At 31.9% G+C, this 25,321-nt stretch carries 24 protein-coding genes and 1 other annotated feature; of the genes, 9 read left to right on the forward strand and 15 right to left on the reverse strand.

Features of this window, described 5'->3' with window-relative positions; genetic code table 11:
* Nucleotides 1-23: 23 nt before the first annotated feature.
* Nucleotides 24-1,628, reverse strand: a complete 1,605-nt coding sequence (locus ACTHPI_RS00580; RefSeq protein WP_445352239.1) for an ATP-binding cassette domain-containing protein — start codon at nt 1,626-1,628, stop codon at nt 24-26.
* Between the two features lie 127 nt (nt 1,629-1,755).
* On the opposite strand from ACTHPI_RS00580, the gene ACTHPI_RS00585 reads away from it, so the two are divergent.
* Together ACTHPI_RS00585 and ACTHPI_RS00590 are read left to right on the forward strand one after the other, a co-directional pair.
* Nucleotides 1,756-2,670 (forward strand): prolyl aminopeptidase, encoded by a 915-nt coding sequence (locus ACTHPI_RS00585; protein ID WP_445352240.1) that lies wholly within the window; start codon nt 1,756-1,758, stop codon nt 2,668-2,670.
* 141 nt (nt 2,671-2,811) lie between these two features.
* Complete coding sequence (locus tag ACTHPI_RS00590) at nt 2,812-3,438, forward strand: PepSY domain-containing protein (protein WP_445352241.1); 627 nt, start codon at nt 2,812-2,814, stop codon at nt 3,436-3,438.
* A gap of 30 nt (nt 3,439-3,468) precedes the next feature.
* On the opposite strand, the gene ACTHPI_RS00595 is transcribed toward ACTHPI_RS00590, so the two are convergent.
* Together ACTHPI_RS00595 and ACTHPI_RS00600 are read right to left on the reverse strand one after the other, a co-directional pair.
* Nucleotides 3,469-3,987: a GNAT family N-acetyltransferase gene (locus ACTHPI_RS00595; RefSeq protein ID WP_445352242.1), complete on the reverse strand. Its 519-nt coding sequence runs from the start codon at nt 3,985-3,987 to the stop codon at nt 3,469-3,471.
* Complete coding sequence (locus ACTHPI_RS00600; RefSeq protein WP_445352243.1) at nt 3,987-4,442, reverse strand: MarR family winged helix-turn-helix transcriptional regulator; 456 nt, start codon at nt 4,440-4,442, stop codon at nt 3,987-3,989. The genes ACTHPI_RS00595 and ACTHPI_RS00600 overlap by 1 nt, the downstream gene beginning before the upstream one ends.
* Nucleotides 4,443-4,546: 104 nt before the next feature.
* On the opposite strand from ACTHPI_RS00600, the gene ACTHPI_RS00605 reads away from it, so the two are divergent.
* A complete protein-coding gene (locus tag ACTHPI_RS00605) occupies nt 4,547-4,918 on the forward strand; it encodes a DUF1304 domain-containing protein (protein ID WP_445352244.1) in 372 nt (123 codons plus the stop codon).
* Between the two features lie 38 nt (nt 4,919-4,956).
* On the opposite strand, the gene efp is transcribed toward ACTHPI_RS00605, so the two are convergent.
* Together efp and coaA are read right to left on the reverse strand one after the other, a co-directional pair.
* Complete coding sequence (gene efp / locus ACTHPI_RS00610) at nt 4,957-5,532, reverse strand: elongation factor P (protein WP_445352245.1); 576 nt, start codon at nt 5,530-5,532, stop codon at nt 4,957-4,959.
* Nucleotides 5,533-5,568: 36 nt separating this feature from the next.
* Nucleotides 5,569-6,483 (reverse strand): type I pantothenate kinase, encoded by a 915-nt coding sequence (coaA, locus tag ACTHPI_RS00615; protein ID WP_445352246.1) that lies wholly within the window; start codon nt 6,481-6,483, stop codon nt 5,569-5,571.
* A gap of 56 nt (nt 6,484-6,539) precedes the next feature.
* Between coaA and ACTHPI_RS00620 the strand changes: the two genes are divergently transcribed.
* Nucleotides 6,540-7,103 carry an SGNH/GDSL hydrolase family protein gene (locus tag ACTHPI_RS00620; protein WP_445352247.1) on the forward strand — a complete coding sequence of 188 codons (564 nt, stop codon included), beginning with the start codon at nt 6,540-6,542 and terminating at the stop codon, nt 7,101-7,103.
* Nucleotides 7,104-7,120: 17 nt separating this feature from the next.
* Here ACTHPI_RS00620 and ACTHPI_RS00625 read toward each other — a convergent pair whose 3' ends face one another.
* From ACTHPI_RS00625 to helD, 4 genes are all read right to left on the reverse strand, one after another.
* Nucleotides 7,121-7,942 (reverse strand): amino acid ABC transporter substrate-binding protein, encoded by an 822-nt coding sequence (locus tag ACTHPI_RS00625; RefSeq protein WP_445352248.1) that lies wholly within the window; start codon nt 7,940-7,942, stop codon nt 7,121-7,123.
* A 2-nt stretch (nt 7,943-7,944) separates the two neighbouring features.
* Nucleotides 7,945-8,565: an amino acid ABC transporter ATP-binding protein gene (locus ACTHPI_RS00630; protein ID WP_445352249.1), complete on the reverse strand. Its 621-nt coding sequence runs from the start codon at nt 8,563-8,565 to the stop codon at nt 7,945-7,947.
* An 11-nt stretch (nt 8,566-8,576) separates the two neighbouring features.
* Complete coding sequence (locus tag ACTHPI_RS00635) at nt 8,577-9,218, reverse strand: amino acid ABC transporter permease (protein ID WP_445352250.1); 642 nt, start codon at nt 9,216-9,218, stop codon at nt 8,577-8,579.
* Between the two features lie 149 nt (nt 9,219-9,367).
* Nucleotides 9,368-9,601 (reverse strand) — a binding site (T-box leader).
* A 49-nt stretch (nt 9,602-9,650) separates the two neighbouring features.
* Nucleotides 9,651-11,945 carry an RNA polymerase recycling motor HelD gene (gene helD, locus ACTHPI_RS00640; protein ID WP_445352251.1) on the reverse strand — a complete coding sequence of 765 codons (2,295 nt, stop codon included), beginning with the start codon at nt 11,943-11,945 and terminating at the stop codon, nt 9,651-9,653.
* A 150-nt stretch (nt 11,946-12,095) separates the two neighbouring features.
* On the opposite strand from helD, the gene ACTHPI_RS00645 reads away from it, so the two are divergent.
* A complete protein-coding gene (locus ACTHPI_RS00645; RefSeq protein ID WP_445352252.1) occupies nt 12,096-12,791 on the forward strand; it encodes a matrixin family metalloprotease in 696 nt (231 codons plus the stop codon).
* Nucleotides 12,792-12,854: 63 nt separating this feature from the next.
* Nucleotides 12,855-13,505 carry a histidine phosphatase family protein gene (locus tag ACTHPI_RS00650; RefSeq protein ID WP_445352253.1) on the forward strand — a complete coding sequence of 217 codons (651 nt, stop codon included), beginning with the start codon at nt 12,855-12,857 and terminating at the stop codon, nt 13,503-13,505.
* Between the two features lie 32 nt (nt 13,506-13,537).
* Here the strand turns inward: ACTHPI_RS00650 and ACTHPI_RS00655 are convergent, their stop codons facing one another.
* Together ACTHPI_RS00655 and ACTHPI_RS00660 are read right to left on the reverse strand one after the other, a co-directional pair.
* Nucleotides 13,538-15,391 carry an FtsX-like permease family protein gene (locus ACTHPI_RS00655; protein WP_445352254.1) on the reverse strand — a complete coding sequence of 618 codons (1,854 nt, stop codon included), beginning with the start codon at nt 15,389-15,391 and terminating at the stop codon, nt 13,538-13,540.
* An 11-nt stretch (nt 15,392-15,402) separates the two neighbouring features.
* Complete coding sequence (locus ACTHPI_RS00660) at nt 15,403-16,149, reverse strand: ABC transporter ATP-binding protein (RefSeq protein ID WP_445352255.1); 747 nt, start codon at nt 16,147-16,149, stop codon at nt 15,403-15,405.
* 138 nt (nt 16,150-16,287) lie between these two features.
* On the opposite strand from ACTHPI_RS00660, the gene ACTHPI_RS00665 reads away from it, so the two are divergent.
* On the forward strand, nt 16,288-16,899 hold the full coding sequence (locus tag ACTHPI_RS00665; protein WP_445352256.1) for a hypothetical protein: 612 nt from the start codon (nt 16,288-16,290) through the stop codon (nt 16,897-16,899).
* 25 nt (nt 16,900-16,924) lie between these two features.
* Here the strand turns inward: ACTHPI_RS00665 and ACTHPI_RS00670 are convergent, their stop codons facing one another.
* Nucleotides 16,925-18,202, reverse strand: a complete 1,278-nt coding sequence (locus tag ACTHPI_RS00670) for a TcaA 3rd/4th domain-containing protein (RefSeq protein ID WP_445352257.1) — start codon at nt 18,200-18,202, stop codon at nt 16,925-16,927.
* Between the two features lie 111 nt (nt 18,203-18,313).
* Between ACTHPI_RS00670 and ACTHPI_RS00675 the strand changes: the two genes are divergently transcribed.
* Complete coding sequence (locus ACTHPI_RS00675) at nt 18,314-19,444, forward strand: glycoside hydrolase family 3 protein (protein WP_445352258.1); 1,131 nt, start codon at nt 18,314-18,316, stop codon at nt 19,442-19,444.
* Between the two features lie 29 nt (nt 19,445-19,473).
* Here the strand turns inward: ACTHPI_RS00675 and ACTHPI_RS00680 are convergent, their stop codons facing one another.
* Together ACTHPI_RS00680 and ACTHPI_RS00685 are read right to left on the reverse strand one after the other, a co-directional pair.
* Nucleotides 19,474-21,642, reverse strand: coding sequence for a nuclease-related domain-containing protein (locus tag ACTHPI_RS00680; protein ID WP_445352259.1), 2,169 nt, complete (start codon nt 21,640-21,642; stop codon nt 19,474-19,476).
* Between the two features lie 72 nt (nt 21,643-21,714).
* Nucleotides 21,715-22,428 carry a hypothetical protein gene (locus ACTHPI_RS00685; RefSeq protein ID WP_445352260.1) on the reverse strand — a complete coding sequence of 238 codons (714 nt, stop codon included), beginning with the start codon at nt 22,426-22,428 and terminating at the stop codon, nt 21,715-21,717.
* Between the two features lie 414 nt (nt 22,429-22,842).
* Here ACTHPI_RS00685 and ACTHPI_RS00690 point away from each other — a divergent pair, with 414 nt between their 5' ends.
* A complete protein-coding gene (locus tag ACTHPI_RS00690; RefSeq protein ID WP_445352261.1) occupies nt 22,843-24,840 on the forward strand; it encodes an SLAP domain-containing protein in 1,998 nt (665 codons plus the stop codon).
* 232 nt (nt 24,841-25,072) lie between these two features.
* Here the strand turns inward: ACTHPI_RS00690 and ACTHPI_RS00695 are convergent, their stop codons facing one another.
* On the reverse strand, nt 25,073-25,165 hold the full coding sequence (locus ACTHPI_RS00695; protein WP_347337947.1) for a putative holin-like toxin: 93 nt from the start codon (nt 25,163-25,165) through the stop codon (nt 25,073-25,075).
* Nucleotides 25,166-25,321 lie beyond the last annotated feature (156 nt).

The raw sequence follows: 25,321 nt of genomic DNA on the forward strand, positions 1-25,321 counted from the left end.
CTATATATTTTTTTAAATATTAATTACATCTTTGTCTCTATTCGATGCTTATCCAGATGAATAATTTTATCAAACATTTCTTTTTCTTCAGGTGAAATTTTATGTGCTACTTCAATTACTGCAACTTTAGGATTCTTGAGTAAAGTTTCATGAATAGCTAAAGATAATTGCGGGTCAAGCGCACTGGTTGCTTCATCAGCTAATAAAATTGGACGTTCTGATAAAAGCGCTCTTGCAATTTCTACACGCTGAATTTGGCCCCCTGATAAACTATTACCATCTTCTCCAACGTTTTTGTCTAAACCTTGTTCTTTAACCAATTCATCCAAGCCCGCTTCATGAATTACACTTTTTAATAAATTATCATCGACTTTTCTGCCTAAAGTAATATTAAAACGTAAGGTATCATCAAACATAAAAGGCTTTTGATTTACATAAGAAAAGAAATTATGAGCCTGATTCCAATTACCAGTTACATCTTTACCATTTAATATAATCTTACCTGTTTTTGGATTTTTTAATCCTAGCATTAATCGCAATAAAGTAGTCTTTCCCCAACCACTTGGTGCCATCAAAAGTACTTTTTCACCTGGCTTAACACTTAAGCTTACGTTATCAAAAACTTTTTTATGGTCTTGACGGGTTATATAAGATAAATTTTCAACCTGCATCCCATCAAAATGCTTAATCTTTTTCTTGTTATATTCACTATGGTGCTTTAAAGCTTGAACAGTCTTTTTCCACATTGGAACAGTAGATTTAACTTGATTAAATTCGTTAAATAGAGTCACAACTGGTGTAATAAAGTTCATAGCTAAATCTACCATCATTACTAAAGTTCCGACTTTTAATTTACCTTGCATCATTAAAATTCCACCAATTGTACATGGAATAATAAAGCAAAATAGTTCAGCTGCTGAATAAATCAACTCCAATGCCCAAGCTTGCGTCAAAGACATATTTCTCAAAGCATTTTCCATATTTTGTGCAGCTTTAGCAGCTCGAGTTACGATATTTGAACGAACATTATATAGTTTGGCTGACTGAGCACCATTTAATGAATCAGAAACACTTTGAGTATATATTGCATTTTTCTTTGCCCAAATATCCGACTTACGAGTAATAATCGGACTAGTAATGAGTTGAATAATTGCGGGTGCAATCATTGCTACTACAAACACAACTGTCATTTGCCATGAACTATAAAACGCAAAACTAATAGCTCCAATAAAGGTAAGCGATTGTAAAATCATATCAAGTTGAGCATTAACTCGATTAGTCTCAATTTGCTTTAAATCATTAGTCATCAATGACAACCCATTCTTAATATCTGGTTCCCCTTGATCAACTAAATATGCAAGATTAGCACGCTTAAAAACCATATTAACATCACGCACAATTGTCATTTTCACTGTTTCATAAATAAAGTTGCTAGCCATAAAGCCCAACTGACCAATTGCCGTAAAGATTGCTAATCTAATTAAATGCATATAGTCATGTGAACCTGATGATGCCACATTCAACATAATCTGAATCATATAAGCAACAAAAACTATATTGCAGGCTTTAATTGCTGCTAAGATAGTGAACAAAATCACCTGGCTTTTTTTAGCATATTTTAAACTCATCAAAATCTCCTTAAAAGTTTGGGATATTCTATATTATACGCAAAAAAGGGCAAGTTTCACAAATTGGCTAGAAATTATATTATGAGTTAAAATAAAATGTAAAAGATTATAAAAAAAGGAGAAAATTATGCAAACTGGTAGTAAAATCATTACTTTAGATAATGGTTATCACTTATGGACCAATACCCAAGGTGAAGGTGATATCCATTTACTCGCTCTTCATGGTGGCCCTGGAGGAAACCACGAATACTGGGAAGATGCGGCAGAACAATTAAAAAAGCAAGGCTTAAATGTTCAAGTTACTATGTATGACCAATTAGGTTCTCTTTATTCAGATCAACCTGATTATTCTGACCCAGAAATTGCTAAAAAATATTTAACTTATGAATATTTTTTAGATGAAGTTGATGAAGTTCGTAGAAAATTGGGCCTGGATAACTTTTACTTAATTGGTCAAAGTTGGGGTGGCCTTTTAGTACAAGAATACGCAGTTAAATACGGTCAACATTTAAAGGGTGCTATTATTTCTTCAATGGTTGATGAAATTGATGAATATGTTGCTAGTGTTAATCGTCGTCGTCAAGAAGTACTTCCACAAACTGAAATTGACTTTATGCATGAATGTGAAAAAAATAACGATTACGACAACCAACGTTATCAAGATGATGTTCAAATTTTAAATATCAACTTTGTTGATAGAAAGCAACCTTCTAAGCTTTATCACTTAAAAGATATTGGTGGCAGTGCTGTTTATAACGCCTTTCAAGGTGATAATGAATTTGTAATTACTGGTAAACTTAAGGACTGGCACTTCCGTGATCAATTAAAAAATATTAAGGTTCCTACTTTAATTACTTTCGGTGAAAATGAAACTATGCCAATTTCTACTGCTAAAACAATGCAAAAAGAAATTCCTAATTCACGCTTAGTTACAACTCCAGATGGAGGTCACCATCATATGGTTGATAATCCAGATGTTTATTATAAGCACTTAGCTGACTTTATTCGTGAAGTAGAAGATGGTTCTTTTAAAGGCGAATAATTATTATAAGTCACATTAGTGGCTTATTTTTTCACTTTAAAATTTAAGAATTTGATAATATCAATTCAAATAAAGTGACACAGTGTCTCTTTACGGATATAATTATTTTAAAACTATAACTATATTTTTAAGGAGAAAATCATGAAAAGAACTAAACTAATTCGTCTAACATCATCCTTTACTCTTCTTGGAATTTTATCTCTTAGTACAGTAGCCTGTTCTAACAAATCTGAAAATGACACTTCTTCAAAATCAAGTACTCAAAGCAGCAGTAGCACAAAAAGTAAAACTGAAAAAGCTGTTAACAAAACCAAAGCTAAAGTAAAGACTTCTCAAATTAATATCAGCCAGACTAAAGCTCTTAATATTTTTGATAAAGATTATAATGATAAGAAAATCAAAGATATTGATTTAAAAGTAGAAAATGGTAATTATGTCTACGAAATTGAAGGCTTTGATTCTACAAAAGAATATACTATGACAATTGATGCTAATAGCGGCAAGATAATTAACAAACATTCTGAAACTCTAGATTTAGATGAACATCTTAAACAAGGCCTTAACTTTGATAAAGTGATTTCTCGAGATGAAGCAAGCAAACTTGCTGAAAAGCATGTCAAAAATAGCACAAGTACTGAATGGAAATTAGAACAAGATAATAATAATGCTTACTGGGAAGTAAAAGTCGATGATGGTCATCAAAAAACAGAAGTAAAAATTGATGCTCAAAATAAAAAAATCATCGACACTGAACATGACGATGATTAAGCACTAGACAGTTCAATTGAACTGTCTTTTTTAATGCAAATTTTTAGCTAAAATATAATCAATCTGAGGATCATCCCCAACTTGATAAACATGTTGACTTACTTTCTCAAAGCCATCTCGCTTATAAAACTTTTGCGCATTTATATTCTTTTCATAGACTCCAAGCCACATATAGTCACGATTTTCTTCACGGGCTATTTTTTCTGCAAGTTTTATTAAAACTAAGCCTAAGCCTTTATGCTGAAACTTACTTCTTAAATAAATTCTCTCTACCTCAAGTGCATTCGGCTTTACAGACTCTGTTTGAGCATCTTCATCATTAATCTTTAAATATCCTGCAACTTCATCTTCTACCAGCAAAAAGAAAAATCTACTGTGTGGATTATTAATTTCTGCCAATAATTTTTTATCGGCATATGCTTCTTCTAAAAATCGCTTCATATCATCTGGAGCAGTAAATGGATCAAAAGTTTTCTTAAAGGTTTCCCGGGAAATATTTTGTAAATCCTTAAGATCATTGCTAGTTACATTCTTAATTAAATAGTCCATTAATATGTCCTCTTTCCTCCATTTTTTACAAAGTTCCAATTTTCGCTGACATTTTCTTCTACTATTTGCAAAAGATATTTCAATTCATCTTTTTCAACATTACTTAAACCATTCAGTGCCATTTCATTTGAATAAACGTTCTCTCTTTGAATAAACTTAGCAAGCTCTTTTCCTTGATCTGTAACAAAAAGATGACGTATTTTCTTGTTTTCATTATCAGATTCTTTTTTTATCAAATTTTGCTTAACTAATTTTTGAATGCTTCTAGCAGCAGTAGTCCGATCAACATTTAAGATACTTGCTAAATGATCAGAAATAATACCTGGATTTTCATAAACTCGCACTAAATATAAATATTGACCTCGACTTAAGCTAATCTCCTTAAATTCAATATTAGCTATGGAATCAAGCGCTCTTGCAATAGTACCTATTTGATGCAAAATATCTTCGGTCATTTTCTCACATCCTTAAAAATATTTTATATCTTTATTGTTGCATTTGCAACAATAATTAGAAAAATTGTGAGATAATAAGATTAAAACAATCGGAGGAAAAATAAATGGAACTTTTACACAACATTGGAATGATTTTAGTTTTCTTAGTTGGAATTGAACATATCGCAATTTGTTACTTGGAAATTTTTGCAAGTCCAGAGACACAAGCCAAAGTCTTTAACATGTCATCTGACTTTACTAAGCAAGAATCTGCTCGTTTAGCACTAGCTAATCAAGGAGTTTATAATGGGATGCTAGGTTTAATGATTATCATTGTATTCTTCATGTTAAAAGGAGAAACTCTTATTCTCATTTGGCAATTATTGATGGGATTTATCATTGTAGTAGCTGCATTTGGTGGTTTTACTGCAACTAAAAAGATTTTTGTAGTACAAATGCTACCAGCAATTGTTGCTTTAGGCTTAATTAGCTTATAGCAACAAAAAAACTAGCCAAAGTTGGCTAGTTTTTTTGTTTAATGAGCTTGACTATCTGCACGAGATTTATATGTACCTTCTGCAGTATTAACGATAATCTTTTCGCCTTCCTTAATGAAGTCAGGAACTGTTACAACCAAACCAGTTTCCATAGTTGCTGGCTTACCACCACCAGCAGCAGTAGCACCCTTAATTTCTGGTTGAGTTTCTTTAACTGTTAAAGCAACAGTTGCTGGAAGATTTACCCCAATTAAATCAGTATCATTAACAAAGTCCAAATCAACAACAATATTAGGAATTAGATATAATTTATCATCACCTAAAATATCACTTGGCACTTCATATTGTTCATAAGTTTCAGTATCCATAAAGGTGTAAAGATCACCTTCACCATAAAGATATTGAGCTTTCTTTTTAGTCATTTCAACCAAGTCTACTTTTTCACTTGGACGCATTGTCTTATGAACAACAGCACCTGTCTTTATATCACGCAAATCCATTTGCATAACAGTGTTGCCTTTACCAGGCTTATGGTGATTTGCTTTAATAACACTGATTAACTTTCCTTCTTGGGTAAATACCATACCCTTTTTTAAATTAATTGCTTGTACCATAAAAATTCTCCTTTAATTCAATTGTACCAAATTAATTTAAAAATGACGTAAATATATGCTATCTATTAAATGTCCTGTTGTTTTATGTAAAATCAAACTAGCTCTTTGCTTAGTTGGAGCAATATATTGGCGCAAATTAACTAAATTAATCATTTGCCACACTTCTTCGGCATATTTTAAGGCATCTTCTCTTGGGCCATTGGCCATTTCATAATAGTAATTATTCTTATTATTTTTATTTAAGTCTAGAACTTTTTCAAATCGTTGCAAGTACCATTTTTCAATCATATCTTCTTCAGCATCAATATATAAAGAAAAATCAAAAAAGTCACTTGTCACAACTTGACCACTCTTGGGTAATTGTAATGTATTAATACCCTCCATAATCAAAATATCGGGATTTTGTACATGACCATATTTTCCTGGGACAATATCACTTAATTCTTGAGAATATAATGGATATACAATATCATCTTTTCCACTTAAAACATCTTTCAAAAAGTCACTCAACATAGTCATATTGTAGCTTTCTGGAAAACCTTTACGTGACATTAAATTTTTACGACGTAATTCTTGATTGGGATAAATAAAACCATCCGTGGTCATTAAATGTACTTTTAATTCTGGATAAGTTCTACTTAACAATAATTGCAAAAGTCTAGCAGTTGTTGATTTTCCAACAGCAACCGAGCCAGAAATACCAATGATAAAAGGAGCAAGTTTTAATTTCTTATGTAAAAAACTTTCTTGAGCATGTTGGGTATGACGCTTTTCTTTATAAACTAAATAAAGATAACTAATTAAGCTAGTGTATATTTCATGAACATCAGTTAAATCAACAACATCCCCTAATGATTTAATATTTAAAAGTTCTTCCTTAGTAATTTCGGCCTTATTCTTAGGAGCCAATGCAGCCCATTCATCTCTATTAAAGCATGTATAATTTTTCATAAAAATTCCTCTTAATTAATTCTATTTAGTTTATTATAGAGGAAAAGGAGCAAAATATGAAAAAAACGATTCTTTTCGGCGATTCTATTTTCAATGGTTTTCGTAATCATCAAAATACTAATTTAGTTACTAATCTTTTTCAAAATTTCTTGGGAAATAATATCCAAGTAATCAATCTTTCTAAAAGCGGTGCCACTACGGTTGAGGGACTAGATTATTTAAAACAATTAGACTCTAGTAGCAATCTAGTTGTCATTGAATATGGCACTAATGATGCTTCAAGTGGGTGGGGTGTCAGCCTTAAAAATTATTCTAGCAATTTACAAACTCTGATTGATTATATCGGCCCTCAGAAGTGCATTATTGTTGGACCTTTTCCACCTGATCCAAATAATTTTGAAATTAATCAATTTTATCAAAACATTGCAAATTTTAATCAAGTCGCAAAACATATTGCCAAGCAAAATCATATTCCATTTATTGATATGATTTCTGCTTTTTCTAGTTTATCTGATATTTCTTCTTACTACCAAGCAGATGGTCAACACTTAACTGATAAAGGTAATCAGCTCTTAGTTAAAACTATAGCTCCAACAATTTTATCTAAACTAAAAGACTAGCTTTTATGCTAGTCTTTTTAGTCTCTTCCTAAATAATTTGATTGTCTGCCAAACCACTTTTTATTTAATTTTTCTAACTTACCATTTTTTTGCAATTGACCCAAAGCATAATTGATTTTCTTACGCAGTGTTTTATCGCCCTTACGCATCCCCACTGCAAAATAATCTGCTGGAACCTTGTCATTGATAATTACTCGATACGCATCTTTATTTGCTTGATGAGCAATATAATAATTAGCATACACTTCGTCTAAAAGAATTCCTTGGATTCGATTAGCATTAAGATCTAAGAAAGAATTTGGCACTTGATCATATAAGACTGCCTTTTTTGCACGAAGTACATTTTGCTTTCCTTCATACCATTGTTCAGCAGTAGACCCCGTCTGCATACCAAGTTCCTTACTCTTCATCTGCTTAAAATTATGAACATTGCTATCACGTTTAACTACTAATACTTGACGATTTTTTAAATATGGTCTACTAAACATAACTTTTTCTTCACGCTCTGGTGTAATACTATAGCCATTCCAAATTAAGTCAATTGTACCGTTACGAAGTTCAGTTGCATTCATTGACCAATCAATTGTCTGAAAATTCACCTTTATTCCGTATTGCTTAAACACTTCTCTTGCTAAGTCAACATCATAACCTGCAAGTTGACCATTTTTTTGAGAAAAACCCATCGGCACAAAAGAATCATCTAATCCAACAACGACAGTTTTATTCTTAACAATTTTTGACCATGTATCTGTAGTATTTGCTTCTTTTTGTACATTACTACATCCAGCTAGCCCCAAAGATATTAATATTAGAGACAAAAAAAGTACAATTTTCTTCATCATTAATCCTCACTCAATGGTTTAACCTTTAATACTTGGTCAGCAACATTATTTGCAAATGTTAAATCATGAGTAATAATTACTTGAGTTAATCCTGTCTTTTTTAAGTTCAAAATCATCTTTTCAACTTCTTTTCTTAAAGTTGGATCAAGAGCACTGGTTGGTTCATCGTAGCAAAGAATTTTTGGCTGCATTGCTAACGCTCTTGCAATTGCAATTCGCTGCTTTTGTCCACCAGATAATTGATAAGGATATTGCTTTTCATGTCCCATCATTTGCAAAGTTTTTAGTAATTGTTCTGCTTCTTTATCTGCTTCTTCCGTACTTTTTTTTAGGACAAGCCTTGGTGCTAAAGTTATATTTTGCATCACACTTAAATTAGGAAAAAGATTATAATCCTGAAAAACGACTCCTACTTTACCAGAATCATAACTTTTTCCATCAATTAAAATTTCGCCACTATCCTTAGTTTCTAGTCCTGCAATAATTCGAAGCAAAGTAGTTTTACCGGCACCAGATGGACCAACAATTGTTAAAATTTCACCATCTTGTAAAGTGAAAGAAATATTTTTTAAAATTTCACGTCCATTAAAAGCTTTACATAAATTTTTAACTTCTAACATATTCTTTACCTCTACTTGTAATAACTAAAGTGCTTTTCCACTTTCTTTTGTAAAAATGCACAAATACTAATCAAAAGCAGGTAGATTGCTGCTACGATTACTAATGGAACTAGGGTTACATCACGTGCCATCGCAACATTTCCCGCTCTAAGTAAGTCTCCCAGTCCAATTACATAAACTAAAGATGAATCTTTAACTAAGTTAATAACTTCATTTCCAATTGAAGGCAACACAATTTTTATAACCTGGGGAATAATAATATGAGTCATTGTTTGAAACTTATTTAAACGCAAAACTTGAGCCGCTTCAAATTGTCCCTCATTAATTGACTGCAATCCTCCTCTAAAAATTTCAGCAAAATATGCAGCATAATTAAGCACAAAAGCCAAAAGTGCAGCTTGATAACGTGGAAAAACAATATGTAAAATCGGTAACCCATAAAATACAAATATCAATTGCAATAAAAGTGGAGTTCCTCGCATTATCCATACATAAAATTCTACTAACCATTTAACAGGTTTAATTTTACTCATTTCTCCAAGCGCAACTAAAACTCCCAGCGGCATAGCTAAAACTAATGTCCAAAAGAAAACCTTTAACGTCATTAATACACCAGCTAAAAGCGCCGGCATAATCTGCATAATATACTCCATAATTCCACCTACTTTTTTAATAAAAAAGTCCTCTTGATATAATCAAGAGGACGTAAAATTGCGTGTTCCCACCTCGTGTTCACAGTTAGCTCACACTAAACTGCCTCACTAAGTTTACTAACAAAAAACGCCTTCCTAGACACATAGTCTAAGAGGGCGAATTATTCCGCGGTTCCACCTCATATTTACAGCTGATTCACATCAAACTGCCTTGATAAGTTCGTTAATAAACCTTTAGCTGTAACGGGCTACCCGGACTGCTCTACTGTTTTTTCAAGGAGTCAACTCACAGATGTGATTCATCCACGCCGTTATCTCATTTCCACCATCAAAGACTCTCTATTAGCGGTCAGTGAATTACTAGTTCTGTTCTAAGTTGTTTTAATATTCTTCAATATTATATGATACTGACACCTTTGTCAACAGCTTTACTTACTTTTCATCATAAGTTTGCTCGTTAACATCAAGAAGGGGACTTTTTTCTCCAGTATAAATAATGTCCAACTTATACATCGCACGTGAAGTTATCGTATAAACTAATTGAGTTTCATCAAGTTCATGATAATTCTTTTTAGATGCATCCCACATAATAACTGAATCAAATTCTAATCCCTTAGCAAGATATGATGGCACAATTAAAGTTCCAGGTACTAAACGCTGATTAGCTGTAGCAATTAAGGTTGCTTTTTCACCTTTTTCTTTTAACTTTTCACTAACATACTTTGCACTCGCTAAGTCCTTAGTAATTACTGCTGTAGTTTGCTTATTTTTATTATTATCATTTAAAATTTGCACTGCTACATCAATTGCTTGTTCATCATTTTTTCTTCCCCAAATTACAGGCTTTGGACCACGGCGATTAAAGGATTCAATTTTTTCTCCTTCACGTAGAATCTGTTTAGTAAAGTCTGTAATTTCTTTAGTTGAACGATATGACTTAGTTAGTTGCACTACATCTGTTTTTTCAGGATCAAACAAACCAGAAATTTGCTTTAAAAGACTACGGCTTTCATCTTTAGTAAAGATTGCTTGATTCAAATCTCCCAGCATTGTGAACTTAGCTCGCGGAAAGTTAAACTTAAGATATGCTAATTGGAAAGGAGTATAATCTTGAATTTCATCAATAAAAGCATAACGCATTTCATAATTAGTCCTGCGACCAGTTACTAAATCATAAAGATATAAATATGCAGAAACATCATTCATATGAATATCGCGATTTTTAAAGCCTTCCTTAACTTCTTCAACGTGTTTATTCCATGAGTCTTCTGAAATTTCCCACTTACTTAAATCAGTCATCTTTGGAACCGCACGTAAAAAGCGCAAGTATTGAGCACGCATATTAATAAACTGATTATGGTTAATTCGACGATTAACTTTCTTCAATTCCTTAACAACGATTTTTCTACCTAAAAACTTTTCTTCTTCAGTTTCTGAAGCAAATTCCTGATCTGGTCTATCATACAGACTGTTCAATTCTTCTTTACTCAAGCCTTCAATCGTCTCAGAAACCCATTTTTTCTTAACTTCTGGTGCAATCTTTCGATTAAGCAATTTAACTAATTCTTCACGAGTTGCATCAATTCTATTAGCTAATTTGTAATTATCATTGAAAGAATAGTATATTTCTTTGATTTTTTCCTTATCAAAATATGGCTTTTTCTTATCACGGAAATAAATATTCTTGAAAACCATTCCTCGCTTATTCAGGTGCTTCGCATAACGAGTTACTAAATTAAAAAAGTTAACTGAGTCCTTAAAGGCGCCAATTGTTGTATCTGCTGTTTTATCTTCAAATTGTTTAAAAAGATTTTCAACATTCATTCCAGGTAAACGTCTAGATACAAACTGCCAATATGTCATTTGTACCATATTTTGCTCACCCATTTCAGGTAACACATTCTTGATATAATCATTAAATAATTGATTAGGACTAAACATGATTACATCACTTGAAGTTAAATTACCGCGATAGCGATACAATAAATATGCAATTCTTTGCAAAATCGCACTTGTTTTACCCGATCCTGCAGCACCTTGTACAAATAAAAGATCTGCACTAGTGTTACGAATAATTTTATTTTGTTCTTGCTGAATTGTAGTTACAATTGACTTCATTTGTGTGCTTGATTTTTCAGATAAAGCTTCTAAAAGCATCTGATCTCCAATAGATTCATTGGTATCAAACATGTTGATGATTTTACCATTTTCAATCATAAATTGACGCTTTTTAGTCATGTCAACTGTTACTTCTCCAGCTGGTGAATTATAAGTAACATTGCCCAGTTTTCCATCGTAATAAATCGAAGAAATTGGAGCACGCCAATCATAAACTAAAAAGTGATCCTCAGTATCAGCAAAAGAGCCAAGACCAATATAAATAGTTTCTGGTTTTGACCCTTTTTCAGTAAAATCAACTCTAGCAAAATAAGGCTTCTTTTCTAAGCGTTCAATTGTATCAAGCTGCTTTGCAGAATGTTGCCAAGCATGTTCACGTTCACTTAAGAGTTGCTGCTGTTGGTGAATAGATAAGGCTGTTTCCATTGAAGTAGAGTAGCCATCATAGTCAAGTTTTACATCATCAAAAAAATGTGAATTAAGCTCGCGTGCCTCTCCTTCTGCTGATTTGATAGACTTTTTAAGTTCTTTTTCTTTATTTTTAATAAGACCCATTACATAATCAAGATGGGTTTGTTCATATTGTTCTTCACTTGTTTTTTCAGTCATATTGTCACCTTCCAAAAAAGCTTGTATATTATTTTATCATTATTTATCTCATCATCCTAATAATTAACATTATGCTAATAAAACATAAGCAAATGTTTATAAAAATTTCACCATTTAGGTTTATAATTCTAAAAATGGAGTTGATAAAATATGAAATCATTTTTCCGTTTTTTGAGAAATATTTTATTGTTATTAGTATTAGTCCTGTTTTTTTGGACTTATGAAAATAATACTAATGTCAGAATAGCTACTAATGATTCACTTACAACTATTAGTCAGCGAATTAATAAAATATTTTCTACTGGAAATATAAATATTCCAAAGTTTAATAATTCATCAATTAGTTCAAATGATAACCAGCAAGGTATTTCTAAAGAAAAAACTAATAACGAGAATGTTGGTAGCTGGTCAAAGCCAGAAGCCAGAGTTTATATCAATATTAAAAATAATCCTCAATTACGTTCTGCAAGCATAGATGCAATGAATGCTTGGAATAGAACTGGAGCATTTACCTTTCATGAAGTAAATGATAAAGCTAATGCACAAATTGTTGTCAGTGTAATTGACGACAGTTCAACAAGCGCAGCTGGTGTTACTTCAACTACATACAATCCTGTTACCAAACACTTATTAAAAGCTAAAGTCCATCTAAATCGTTATTATCTGCAAAATAGCTGGTATGGTTACAGCGACAGCCGCATTATTAATACTGCAGAACATGAGTTAGGCCATGCGATTGGTCTTAATCATACTAATAAGGTTTCAGTTATGTACCCAAAAGGTTCTATTTATACCATTCAGCCACGTGATATTGCTGCTGTCAAAAAAATTTATAAAGAAAATTAATTTTTTATTCGCAATCACTTCTATTACAATATAAGTGATTGTTTTTTATTTAAGGAGAAAGCTATGAAAAGAATATATATTGTTCGACATGGACAAACTTTTATCAATCGTTATAACAAAATGCAAGGCTGGTGCGACACACCTTTGACTACTTTAGGTGTTGAAGGAGCTGAAGAAGCTGGAAAAAACTTAGCTCAAATTCCATTTGATATTGCCCTTTCAAGTGATTTAAAGCGTGCTAGTGATACTTGTGAATTAATCATGAAGCATAATATAAATAAAGATGAATTACAACATATTGCCAGTCCATTCTTCCGTGAACAATTTTATGGTTATTTTGAAGGAATGGATTCTGAAATGGCCTGGCGAATGATTGGCGGACCACATGGATATGAAGACCGTCATGAAATGTTAAAAGAAGAGCGAATTGATACTATCAAAGATTGGATCAAAGAAGCTGACCCTTATCATGAAGCAGAAAATGCTCAAGAATATTGGGAACGAGTAGATCAAGGATTCAGAATGATTAGTGAACTTGATGGCGCAGAAAATATTTTACTGGTAACTCACGGCTTTACAATTCGTAGTATTGTTGATCACTACGGAACTGATATTGATATCAGTCAAGGACCTCGCAACGCTTCAATTACTATGATGACTATGGATGATAAGGGTAAAATGAAAATTACTTCTTATAATAAAATGCATGCTTAATAAAAAAAGTCTCGGCAATAGTCGAGACTTTTTTAGTCTTTTTCTAGTACAATTCCTTCATAAAGTTTAACTGTAATTAAGTAATACAAGAAATAAAGAATCAAGAAAATTGTAAATGGAATCCAAATTTTATCATATGGATTAGCTAACAAACTCTTAAAGAATTGTAAGCCAAACAAGACATCTATAATTCCTATAACAGCTGGAAGAGCAAACAATACTCCTATTTCCTGGGAAATAGACTTCTTAAGCAATTTCTTTCGTGCTCCCATCTTCCAAAGCATCTTATAACGAGGCTTATCAGCGCCTGCTCCTGATAATACTTTAAACATTAAAGTTGAAGCAAGCATTGCTAAAAATGCTATTCCTAAGAAGAAGCCCATAAATTCAAATCCAGATGCAATCATTAGAACTGGACGATATGAACCTGACTTAGTTCCTGTCAATAATATATCCTTCATTTCTGGATTTATATTTTTAGGAAGAGCTGCATTTTGCAATTCTTCAATATTATTAAAGTTCTTCTTAAAATCATTTACCAAAAGCAAATCAACCTGCTTTTGTTTAAGCTTTAAACTATTAAACTTCTTTTGAGAAACAATCTTTAATTCCGCATCAAATGATACTGGAAATACACTTAATAATTGCTGTTGCAAGTTATATCGCTTTATCTCGTTTTTCTGATTTAAGTTTTTAGTAGTTAATGTAACTGTAGTATAAGATGGGGTTGCATCCTTCATATTATAGCTTTGAACTTTGATTTTATTTTTATTAATATCATTACCACTTACATATACTACTTCTTTATCATTAGTATCTTTTTGTTTTTTAGTTAAAAGTTTGTAATTAAGAGTTGTCTTTTGACGCACATCTACGTGCTTTAATTTTTTATCTACTGACTTATTTTTGTTAAACAAGACTACATCATAATAATTTGCTTTCATAGTTTGGTCAGTTAAATTGCTGAAGTTGAGACCAACAGTAATTGCACCAAGTGCCAAAGCAAAAAGTAAAGAAACAACTGTTAAAATTCGATTGTAATCATGAATTCTGAATTTTAATTGTCCAATTGTAAACACACGAAGCTTTTTATAAGAAAATGCGTGGCGATTTTCTAAAAATGTAATTGCAGTTGTAGACAAAGAAGCAAATAAGAAATATGAACCTAAGGTAATTGTTATAAAGCCAATAAAGATAGAATTAGTTCTCAAACTTTTATAATTTGCCATTGACCAATAACCAATTACCAAAAGAATAATACCACTAATAATTTCAATACTGCGCCAAATAGGATGTTTAGATAACTTGACTGGCTTTTGATCTTCATGAACTAAATCAATAACTTTTGTCTTACGTAATTTAATACTATTCCAAATTGCCGCTAAGAAAAATAATACAACAAAGAAAACTAAAGTCCAAACTAGGGCTGGAATATAAAAACCTACAAATTGGCTAATCTTTAACCCTAATTGATTAACTAAAAGAGTAGATACTCCTTGTGTTAGCAATATTCCAATCACTTCACCCAAAATTGTTGCAAGAATACCAATAATCAAAGTTTCAGTAAAAATCAAACGACCAATTTTAGAATTTCGCGCCCCAAGCATCATGTATATTCCATAATCATGCTTGCGCATACTTAGCAAAAAACTATTCGCATAAACTGTATAAACTAAAGTAATTAAAGATAATAAAACAATCCCTACTCCAAATACAAGCTGTGTTGTTTGAAAAGCAATAACTAGATTTTTCTTTAAAAAACTTGGATTAAGTGCCAAAGTTAAAAACATGTAAAATATTGCTGCTGATAAAGTTAAACCTGAAAACAAGACAGCATAGTCTTTAAATCGGCTTTTTAGTCCTGTAAAAGAAAGCTTCCACAACATATTTTTCCTCCTTAATTTCTACCAAGTTCCGCAATAATATCTTGATAAAATTCTTCACGAGTCTTATTTTCACGTTTCAATTCTTTACCAATCTTACCGTCTTTAATAAATAAAATCCTTTGTACATATGAAGCAGAATATGGATCATGAGTTACCATCAAAATAGAAACCTTATCACGTTCATTCAAAGTTTTCATAGTTTCTAATAATTCAGTAGCTGACTTGGAATCCAAAGCTCCTGTTGGTTCGTCTCCAAGCAAGATAGCTGGTTCATGAACAAGAGCGCGAGCTGAAGCAACGCGTTGCTTTTGACCACCAGAAATTTCAGCTGGATACTTACTTAAAATTCCTTCAATATTAAGTTTCTTAGCAATTGCATTAACTAATTTATCAATTTTAGAAGCAGATACGCCTTGTAAACTAAGTGGAAGAGCAATGTTTTCACGGTTAGTTAAGTTTTCTAATAAGTTAAAATCTTGAAAGATAAATCCAATTTCTTTACTACGAAAATCTGCCATTTCATTTGAATTAAGAGTATTAATATCACGATTGTTGATAATAACATTACCAGTAGTTGGTTTATCAAGCGTTGAAAGAATGTTGAGAAGAGTTGTTTTACCAGAGCCAGAAGCACCCATAATTGCAACGAATTCTCCATTTTCTACTGAAAAGTTTACTCCTTTTAAAGCTTGGTATTGCTTTTCACCTTTTTTACCGTATGTTTTAGTTACTGAATCTACATTTACGACTTTTGACATAATTATTCCCTTTCATTGCAAAATTATCATACTGTATTATTTATATAATACAGTATGATAATTTGATAAATTTGTCAATAAATTTTTGCTTAAATCAAAAAATCTTTGTAAACTTTAGTTAGGTTTGGAGGAAAAACTATGGCCGAATTAAATTTTAATTATTTAAAAAATAACCCAATCTTTGCAAGCGAATATAAACCTGCTAGTAAATTATTAAAGCTTTACGACTTAGAATATTATCGTGAAGTAATGATTAATGCTCGCTTATTAGCAGAAAATATTGTTAAAAAGATTTTTGATTTAGAAAATTTGAACAAATATTATCCTCTTACTAATAGGGATGAAAGACGCAGTTTACGTAGTGATACAAAATACTTGCAAGCGCAGCTTAATTATCCATTAAGTATTATCAACTTAATTAATGAAGTTAGACGGTTTGGTAATGATGCTGTTCACGATCAAAATTATAAGTTTTCTAAAGGACAAGCTTGGCGCGCTATCTGTGATATTAATGATATTTTTGTTTTTATTTTAAATTCTTACACTGATGAAAAACTCTATTATATGCGCCCTGATATCGCAATGGATGCAGCAAGCAATAAACGCTATGCTAAACGTAAAATTATTAATTCACCTAAAAAAGTTATAACTAAAAAATATAATCCTGAAGCTATCCAAGCACGTGAATTATTGAAAAAAAAGAAAAAGCATCATTTTTCAAGTCGTTTAAAAAGATTTTTACATAAATAATAAGAGCTCCGTTTAGGAGCTCTTATTATTTAATTTCAATGTCTTTAATTAGTTGTTGACCATTTTTATTTTCAAAATTGGCATAATCTTCCATAATCACCATCTTTTTATGCTTATATTTGTAAATTGCATCAAATCTGACCTGACTATGATTAATACCTGTTGGAATAATGGATTGAACTGTTACCTGTGCGCTTAATTTTTTAGATTTATATTCCTTAAGAGCCTCTTTAACTTCCTTTTTTAATTTTTTATAACTCTTATTTTTTTCACCTTTTATAAAACTATCAGGATTAACTTTCAAAAAGTTATGTGCCAAAATATCCGAAGCTTCTTTTGCTTGAATTAATCCAGGCCACAATGGATTTACAATATAATTTCCATCTGTGTCTTGATAAATAGCTGTTTTTTTATTTCCTAAATAGTGAATATGGTGATTATAATCCGTACTACCTTCTGCTGTGTTGGATAGGCGCTGATTAATAACTTGGGCTAAATTATCTACAGGTTCACTTTTAATAGTTTTATCCTTATATTTAGTTTGAACATATAAAGTCATATTTTTAGACAAGGGATAATTTTTAAAAAGATATTCTCCTGACTTATCTAATATTGCTACTTTTTTATTATTGATATAAACCACACCATCTGGCACACTATGGATTCTAAAAGTTGCAGTTCTAATTAACAGATCAATCGTTTTATTTGACCAAATATCAACAATCGAATCTGATTTAAGATTCCTTCCGCCTACTTTAGTATTTACTACTAGATGATATTCCCCAGGAAATATTAATCCAAGATTTTGATAATAATTTTGACCTGCGCCATTCATCGTTCCACGATTATTTCCATTCACGGTTAAATATGAATCAGGATTATTTGTTTCAACTTGTGGTTGATAAACTTTAATTCGTAATTGATATTTAGGAAAAATCATAAAGTATTCTCCATTTTGAATCAATTGCATTTGGTCATCATACTGCCCATTGTGTAAATCATTTGATAATTCCGTTAATTTTTGTGGATTTTTGCGATAGTAATTTTGTAACGGCTTTAAACTATCCTCAGTCACCTTAAGGTCAGGATCAGCAGGCTGCACAAATTTACTTAAATCACTATTAGTATTTTGAATACTAGTTATGATTCGATCAATTTGTTTATTTTTTTGGTAATAATATTGTCCCCAACCATAAAAACATGCAAAAATTATTAAACATAATAATGTAATTGCAATTAACCATTTATGCTTTGAAGACCATTTCTTCTTATGATTTTTAATAATTGTTTCTTTTTTGTTCATTTTACTTCCTACTCAATTTTAGTTAACTCTTTTATTTTAGACTAACAATTTAGCAAAAATAAGCAAATTTTTTGTATCAAATATAGTATTCTATTAATTAAGGAGAAAGAAATGAAAAAGAAAAAATTTATTTATCTATTATTACTAGCATCTATTATTCTGGCTGGATGCTCGCAAAAGAAATTGTCTAATTCTAAATCAAACTCAAAAAGAACTATCCAAAAATCAAATGATATTGATGAAAAAATAAAGAAAATGTCTCTTGATCAAAAAATCGGACAGCTTTATTTTGCACATAGCACTGGCAATTTTGAGCAAATGTTTCATGATATTCAAAAATATCAACTAGGTGGTATTACTTTATTTGCACCAGATTATCAAAGAAAAAGCAAAAAACAATTTCAAAATGAAATGCAACTCTATCGACAAAAAAGCCAACACGGTCTGTTAATTTCGACTGATCAAGAAGGTGGTACTGTTTCTCGGTTATCTAAAACTAAACTAGCAAACGGACGTAAGTTTCCTAGTCCGCAAGTCATTTATCAAAAAGGTGGTCTTAAGCAAATAAAGCAAGAAAATATTGAAGTCGCTCAATTACTACGCCAAAATGGCATTAACATGAATTTTGCACCAGTTGCTGATGTATCTTCGAAATCTTCAAGTTTTATTTATGATAGAACTCTTGGAGAAAATTATCAAAAAACTGCCGAATATATTTCAGTTGCTGTTAAAGCAATTCAAAGTCAAAATGTTGCTGCAGTTTTAAAACATTTTCCTGGTTATGGTGACGCTAAAGATACTCATAACGGTTTTGCTGAAGTAAATAAAAAACTCACTGATTATGAAAAAGAAGACCTGCTTCCATTTAAAGCAGGGATAAATTGTGATGTCGATGGAATTATGGTTTCTCATATAATAATTAAATCACTTGATAATAAACGACCAGCTTCACTTTCTCCAAGAGTCCATCAACTCTTAAGAAACCAGCTTCATTATCACGGTTTGATAATCACTGATGATTTACAAATGGGAGCTATTACAGAATATGGTCGCGTAAGTCATAATAATGTTGACGTTTTAGCCTTAAAAGCTGGAAATGACATCTTATTAGGTGGAGATTATCAAACTGGTATCCCTGAAATTAAAAAAGCAATTAAAAATGGTCAAATTTCAGAAAAACAGATTGATGAATCTGTTAAGAAAATTTTCAAACTAAAACAGCAATTAAAAATTTTAAAATAAAAAAAGAACCTTGTTAACAAGGTTCTTTTTTAGATTAATGTTATTCCAATAAATGTGCTTACAACTACGGCAATTGCAATTGGGACAACTGCATCTAACTTTCCTTCTTCAAGACTTTGCAAAGTCTTAACATGGTCATTATAAGATTGAAGCAAAGAATTAACATTGTGTTCAGTAGTGCTTAATAGCTTATTTTCATCTCGAATAATATTACCAAGATGTTCCATATTCAAGCCAACTTCACCACTTAATTCAATTTCAGTATCAGTCAGTCGACTAGTAAAGTAAGGTAAAATAGCTGAGAGAGAACTGTATTTTTGGAATTGTTGTTCAAATTCAATCAACTCATCTACTACATCATTAAGTTCAGCAATTACTTTTTCTAATTCTTCAATACTGTGCAATTGATTCCAAATGTTTTGATTTAATTCTTCACCTGAATATTGGTCGAGATATGGGAAAAACTCATAATTATCATGAATCTTTTCATAGAAAATAGATTTTGATTCTAATGCACGTTTAACTCGTTCAATTCCTTGTTCATCCAGTTGCATGTTTGCAGTATCACGATGAACAACATGGTCTAATTCTGCTGGATTAACAATTAAAGTTCGATTATAATCACGGTAATAATTTGGATTATCAATTAAGAAATCCTGTTTTTCAGGATTAGTTCGATTAACGATCACAAGTAAACCTCTAATTGCATCTGCACGTAGAAGTTTTTCAACTAAGTGATCAGCAAATAATCCCTGTGTTTCTAATTTTAATTTTTGATAAACTGCATCTTTATGAAGAGAAATTTGTTTTCTGATCTTAGCCTTATCTAATTCACTTTTTGCTCGATAAATTCTGCCATCTTCTATATCACGAGACTGAACTTCAATTAAGAAAATTCCTGCCGGTGTGATTGCAATGTGGTCAATTTGAATAATGTCCCCATTAGGTGCTGGTAAAGAAACATTATCTAAAACTTGAACTTTTGGATCATTTTTAAGTTTTTCAATTGCTATTTCTTCACCTGCCGCTTTGGCTAAAATAGAACTTAATTTTTTATAAGCATCTTGTTTGCTACTACCTTTAAAAACCTCTACAGGTCTTAAATACCATTGCAAGTCTGTGATTTTTTTATAAATATCTGCATCAGATTCTCTTAAGACTGCAATCTTATTATAAAGATTATCTACTTCATTATTATATGCAGCAAACGTACTATTGATAAGATTAATTCCTGTAAGATTATCAATAGATAAATCATGCAAAATTTGATTCTGCTTACTTTCCTTTTTTCCTTTTCGTTTACGTCCAATATATTCAGCTTGACGCAAAGAATCAAGCGCTTTAGAGTCACTTACTTTTTGATAATTAAACCAATTATAAGTTCCAGTTGGTGCACCATCTTTAATTTTTTCAATTTGCTTTAGTTTCGCTGAGATAATATTGTCATACTTTTCTCGTACTTGTTCAACTTTATTAGGAACACTATAGAAATCACTGTATTTTTCTAAAGAAAAAATCTCTCCGCTTTCGCCACAAAATAGTCGCTGATTAACTTTTCCATTCTTATATGTGGTCAATAAATATCCCGCTCGACTAATTGAGAACTCACGTACTTGTGTGAGCTCACCAGTCAAAGCATAAACTAATTGATAATGACGAAATCCACCCTTATCATAAATATCCCTAATTAATAAATCGCCATACTTACTCTTAAGTATTCGATAATCATCATGTCCATCAGAAGCAGATCTAACAAAACCGTCTATTTTTTCAACTAAATCTACTTTTTTATCATTGAAAGTCTGATATTCTGGTGTAAATTCTTTCTGAATATCTGCAACTTTTGTTTTGATTTGCAACAATTCATTATATGTCTTTTCTAAACGCGTTTTATGCCATACTGTGTAAAGAGCATATTCCGCTAATAAAATGACGATACTCAATGAGAGCATTAACCAGAACTTACTGCCAGTAAAATGCAACATTGTTCCCATTGCACACATAATAAAAATCACAATAAGCAATGGTAACCAAATTTTTGGCATTTTAGTTACAATTTGCTTGATTTTACTTTCAGAGATGGTCGCAATCTTGTCAGTTATCAATTGAAATAGCTGAGATTGATTAGCTGATTGACTTTCAGCTAATTCACGCTGCTTGCTAAGGATCTGCTTATCAAGGTCTTTATTCACAGCCATCAAATTCACTTCCTCCGTGGTTTTATCTTCTATATAACTATATTCTACTATAATTAGTAATTTCTATTAAGCTTATTTATCCCACCATATGACCCAACGCTTCGTTGGTAAGATTAATCCTGCTATAATTGCCACAATTCCCACTATAATTGCAATAATTCTTAAAATAGTTATTAGTTTTTCAAAAAATGATAAACCTAAAGGCGGTTTAACTAAACTACCATAATAATATTGTTTAATAAGGTTGAAGAATTGATTACTGTTATATCCATAATGCTCAAAGTATTCATTAGGATTCATTTGATCGCTTTTATTTTTAGAAATTTCACTTTTGCTTTTTAATGTATGATTTGCATTATTAGGCTTTAAATTATATTGATGCATCAAAGAAGCTGCATAAATTGCAGCATTATCAATACTATGGGCAAAGCTTACAGGATTATCTTCTTCTTTTAACTCAATATGGATATATTTATGATCATCTAAAGCAGAATTAGGAGTATGAAATTGAATCACTCCATGATTATCAATATAGGCATGTACTTTATCTGCATCACCACGCCCCTCACTGATTACAATTCCTTCTGGATATTTTTTGTGATATTTCAGTCCTGTATCACTATCTTTAATCTTAGTAATTAATAAGTTATGCGCCGTTTTTGTGCTGATATAAGTATTAATATTAGGTATTTCTGGAAAAAACAACCCACTAAAAATAATAATGATAAGCAACCCTAGCCATACTAAACTAAAGCCCTTACGCCTATCCTCTCTGCGTTCTCTCATTTGTTACCAATCTTCCTACTCGTCTGAATAAATTCGCACAATTTCTACCTATTGTATTGTATAATAATTTGTCTTATTACAGGCAAAAAAATAAATAATCAGTCTCTATTTTACTAATTTTTAAACAAAAAGAAAAAAATATTTCCTAGGAAATGAATTTTTAAGTACTCAAATATTAGCCACTTGTATTTTCAATAAATCCCACCCACCAACCCCAATATATAAAAATATATAACAAACACTTACACTATCAACCACCACCCATGCTGACCCTTCAGCAAGACTTTACTACCTCAGAAGCTTTATAACCTTCTGGTTCTTGTCTTGAAGTGTTTTGTACATTATAGGCTCTTACACTTGCTGAATCTTTCGTCCCTTTGCATTTTTTTGTTTTTTCAAGGAGGATTAGACCACATGAAGAAAAATTTACGTATCGTTAGCGCTGCTGCTGCTGCTCTTTTAGCTGTCGCTCCTGTCGCTGTTTCTGTTGTTTCTACTGCTGACGCTGCTGACGATATCACAACCGGTGGCGCAACTAAGCCACAACAAGAACATAGAGATCATAACATTGATTTTGCAAGTAATTTAGGTAATCAAGACTTAGATAAAGCTGGTTTTAGTAGTTTTGTAGATTTAAACAACTTTAATTTAAGTAATTTCCTTAAAGATGTTGGTAGCAAAATTAGCGTAAGTGCAAATGATGGTTCAAAGCCTGAAATCGTAGCTACTGATGAAGCACAAATTACTAAAAAAGCTACTGATGATACTAATGCTCAATTTCAATTAAAGCAAAGCGATTTACACGCTGGTAGTACTTATTACCTTCAAGTTGCTGTAACTGTTAGAGGATTAAGCAAGGATACTAATATTAAGTATACTGCAAACAATGGTGCAGTGTACTTACCAAATAATGGTCAACCAAGTAGCCAAGGCACTATCAGAAATATTTACCTTGCTATTCCATTGCACTTCTACAACTCTACTTTACATGATCAACCAAGTTTTGGTTCAACTTACTTAAAGAACAATGCTTTGGCAAATGGTCAAACTATTGAAGCACCTAAGACTGTAAAGATTAATAATAAAGATACTAAAGTTAGTGTTAATGATTCAGCTACTGTTTTAGCTGCAATTGAAAAATTAGGTTTATCTTCAAACCGTTCAAGTTATGCAACTGGTATCCAAGCTGGTAAGACCAATGTTCTTAAATACGATGCATCAAATACTGACTTTGTAAAAGATTGGGCAAATTACTCAAATACTATTTATACTCCAGTTGATAAACCAGACAAAGATCGTCCAGTTACTAACTCATTCTCAAGTCGCTGGACTCCTGGTTCTGATACTTACACTTTAAAGCGTGTTAACATCTTTAGTGGTAAGTTTGCTACTGTTACTGTTGCATTCAACAAGAATTCAGAAGACCTAAGCTTCCCATTAATTCAATACAGAACTTTAACTGGTGAATTGAACAATGAAGGTAAAGATTGGTTCAGCGTAAAGCAAGCTAACAACACTTTTAATACTGCAATGCCAGTAGCTACTGTTAAGCTTGGTGACTCAAACTGGGCAGAAACTGTTTTGAACCACTTCCGTGCTTTACAATCATCAAATAACAATGATAAGTTACGTTTAACTACTGATAACCTTCATGTTGATAACATGAACGTTAACCAATCTGGTCTTTACAACGCAACCTTAAAGGCAACTAACTCAAATGGTAAGACTACTACTTTGAACTTCCAAGTTGCTGTTTCAGGTGATAAGAAGGATGAATTAGCTAACTACTTCGTATCAGCAGAAAATGGTCAAGTAGTTAACTTAGTATCAATCGTTAACGGTACTGTTTCAAACCAAAACGGTGTAGTAGCTAACAATGGTCAACAAATCGTTGTTTACCCTAATGACACTACTACTGTAAACGGTGTTGAATACACTCGTGTAGCTTCAGTTGGTAAGACTCGTGAAGCTTCAAACCTTTGGATCCCAACTAAGAACTTGAAGGCTGCTGTAGAAAAGAAGCTTGAAAAGACTGGTACTGTTAAGGTAATGCACAACTCATACGTTTACAACGAAAAGCATGAACGTGTAGGTAGCCGTGTAATCGCAACTTACTCAAATGTTGACGTTTACGGTACTAAGGAAATCAACGGTAAGAAGTTCTACAGAATTAGCGCTGACAAGGAAGAATACATTGACGCAGCAAACGTTGATGGTACTAAGCGTACTTTGAAGCACAATGCTTACATCTACGCAACTTCAAAGAAGCGTGCTAATAAGAAGGTTCTTAAGAAGGGTACTACTGTAACTACTTACGGTTCAGCAGTTAAGTTCAGAAACGGTAAGGCTTACTACCGTATCGAAGGCTGCACCGCTTCAAACAAGATGTACGTTAAGAAGGCAAACTTTTAATTAAGTAGGTCTGTACATCTACCCTAACTTTTCCAAAAGTTAATATAAAAAGACGAGCGATGAGCTCGTCTTTTTTGTTATTTTTATGCTATAATGAGATAAAGAAAAAGAGTAGCTGATAGCTACTCTTCAGGCCCGCTTTAAGAGCGGTGGCTTAATTATAAGTACAGTGTGCACCGACTCATAACTCTTCCAAAGTTATATATGTGAGCGGTGTTTTTTGTTTGAGAAACTATTTATCGTGATGGTTATCAATATACGACAAAAGCGCAATAATAAAAGAACCAAACATAATTGCAAGACTTAAAGCCTCGTAAACAGACATCTGGCAGAAACCTTTCTGTAAGTGATTGTGCCATAAGCCTCACCTCCAGGAGACAAAAACTGCCACCGCTCATAAAACTTGCCGATTAATATTATACCAAATAAAAAATATTTCTAAAATTAGAAAAACATTTTTGATAGTGCTTTTGAACACAAA

The organism is Lactobacillus sp. PSON (genome assembly GCF_052615405.1).

Excerpts from the sequence above, each read along its gene's own strand:
- ACTHPI_RS00580 (WP_445352239.1), bottom strand. The coding sequence starts at position 1,628 with ATGAGTTTAAAATATGCTAAAAAAAGCCAGGTGATTTTGTTCACTATC.
- ACTHPI_RS00585 (WP_445352240.1), top strand. The coding sequence starts at position 1,756 with ATGCAAACTGGTAGTAAAATCATTACTTTAGATAATGGTTATCACTTA.
- ACTHPI_RS00590 (WP_445352241.1), top strand. The coding sequence starts at position 2,812 with ATGAAAAGAACTAAACTAATTCGTCTAACATCATCCTTTACTCTTCTT.
- ACTHPI_RS00595 (WP_445352242.1), bottom strand. The coding sequence starts at position 3,987 with ATGGACTATTTAATTAAGAATGTAACTAGCAATGATCTTAAGGATTTA.
- ACTHPI_RS00600 (WP_445352243.1), bottom strand. The coding sequence starts at position 4,442 with ATGACCGAAGATATTTTGCATCAAATAGGTACTATTGCAAGAGCGCTT.
- ACTHPI_RS00605 (WP_445352244.1), top strand. The coding sequence starts at position 4,547 with ATGGAACTTTTACACAACATTGGAATGATTTTAGTTTTCTTAGTTGGA.
- efp (WP_445352245.1), bottom strand. The coding sequence starts at position 5,532 with ATGGTACAAGCAATTAATTTAAAAAAGGGTATGGTATTTACCCAAGAA.
- coaA (WP_445352246.1), bottom strand. The coding sequence starts at position 6,483 with ATGAAAAATTATACATGCTTTAATAGAGATGAATGGGCTGCATTGGCT.
- ACTHPI_RS00620 (WP_445352247.1), top strand. The coding sequence starts at position 6,540 with ATGAAAAAAACGATTCTTTTCGGCGATTCTATTTTCAATGGTTTTCGT.
- ACTHPI_RS00625 (WP_445352248.1), bottom strand. The coding sequence starts at position 7,942 with ATGAAGAAAATTGTACTTTTTTTGTCTCTAATATTAATATCTTTGGGG.
- ACTHPI_RS00630 (WP_445352249.1), bottom strand. The coding sequence starts at position 8,565 with ATGTTAGAAGTTAAAAATTTATGTAAAGCTTTTAATGGACGTGAAATT.
- ACTHPI_RS00635 (WP_445352250.1), bottom strand. The coding sequence starts at position 9,218 with ATGGAGTATATTATGCAGATTATGCCGGCGCTTTTAGCTGGTGTATTA.
- helD (WP_445352251.1), bottom strand. The coding sequence starts at position 11,945 with ATGACTGAAAAAACAAGTGAAGAACAATATGAACAAACCCATCTTGAT.
- ACTHPI_RS00645 (WP_445352252.1), top strand. The coding sequence starts at position 12,096 with ATGAAATCATTTTTCCGTTTTTTGAGAAATATTTTATTGTTATTAGTA.
- ACTHPI_RS00650 (WP_445352253.1), top strand. The coding sequence starts at position 12,855 with ATGAAAAGAATATATATTGTTCGACATGGACAAACTTTTATCAATCGT.
- ACTHPI_RS00655 (WP_445352254.1), bottom strand. The coding sequence starts at position 15,391 with ATGTTGTGGAAGCTTTCTTTTACAGGACTAAAAAGCCGATTTAAAGAC.
- ACTHPI_RS00660 (WP_445352255.1), bottom strand. The coding sequence starts at position 16,149 with ATGTCAAAAGTCGTAAATGTAGATTCAGTAACTAAAACATACGGTAAA.
- ACTHPI_RS00665 (WP_445352256.1), top strand. The coding sequence starts at position 16,288 with ATGGCCGAATTAAATTTTAATTATTTAAAAAATAACCCAATCTTTGCA.
- ACTHPI_RS00670 (WP_445352257.1), bottom strand. The coding sequence starts at position 18,202 with ATGAACAAAAAAGAAACAATTATTAAAAATCATAAGAAGAAATGGTCT.
- ACTHPI_RS00675 (WP_445352258.1), top strand. The coding sequence starts at position 18,314 with ATGAAAAAGAAAAAATTTATTTATCTATTATTACTAGCATCTATTATT.
- ACTHPI_RS00680 (WP_445352259.1), bottom strand. The coding sequence starts at position 21,642 with ATGGCTGTGAATAAAGACCTTGATAAGCAGATCCTTAGCAAGCAGCGT.
- ACTHPI_RS00685 (WP_445352260.1), bottom strand. The coding sequence starts at position 22,428 with ATGAGAGAACGCAGAGAGGATAGGCGTAAGGGCTTTAGTTTAGTATGG.
- ACTHPI_RS00690 (WP_445352261.1), top strand. The coding sequence starts at position 22,843 with ATGAAGAAAAATTTACGTATCGTTAGCGCTGCTGCTGCTGCTCTTTTA.
- ACTHPI_RS00695 (WP_347337947.1), bottom strand. The coding sequence starts at position 25,165 with ATGTCTGTTTACGAGGCTTTAAGTCTTGCAATTATGTTTGGTTCTTTT.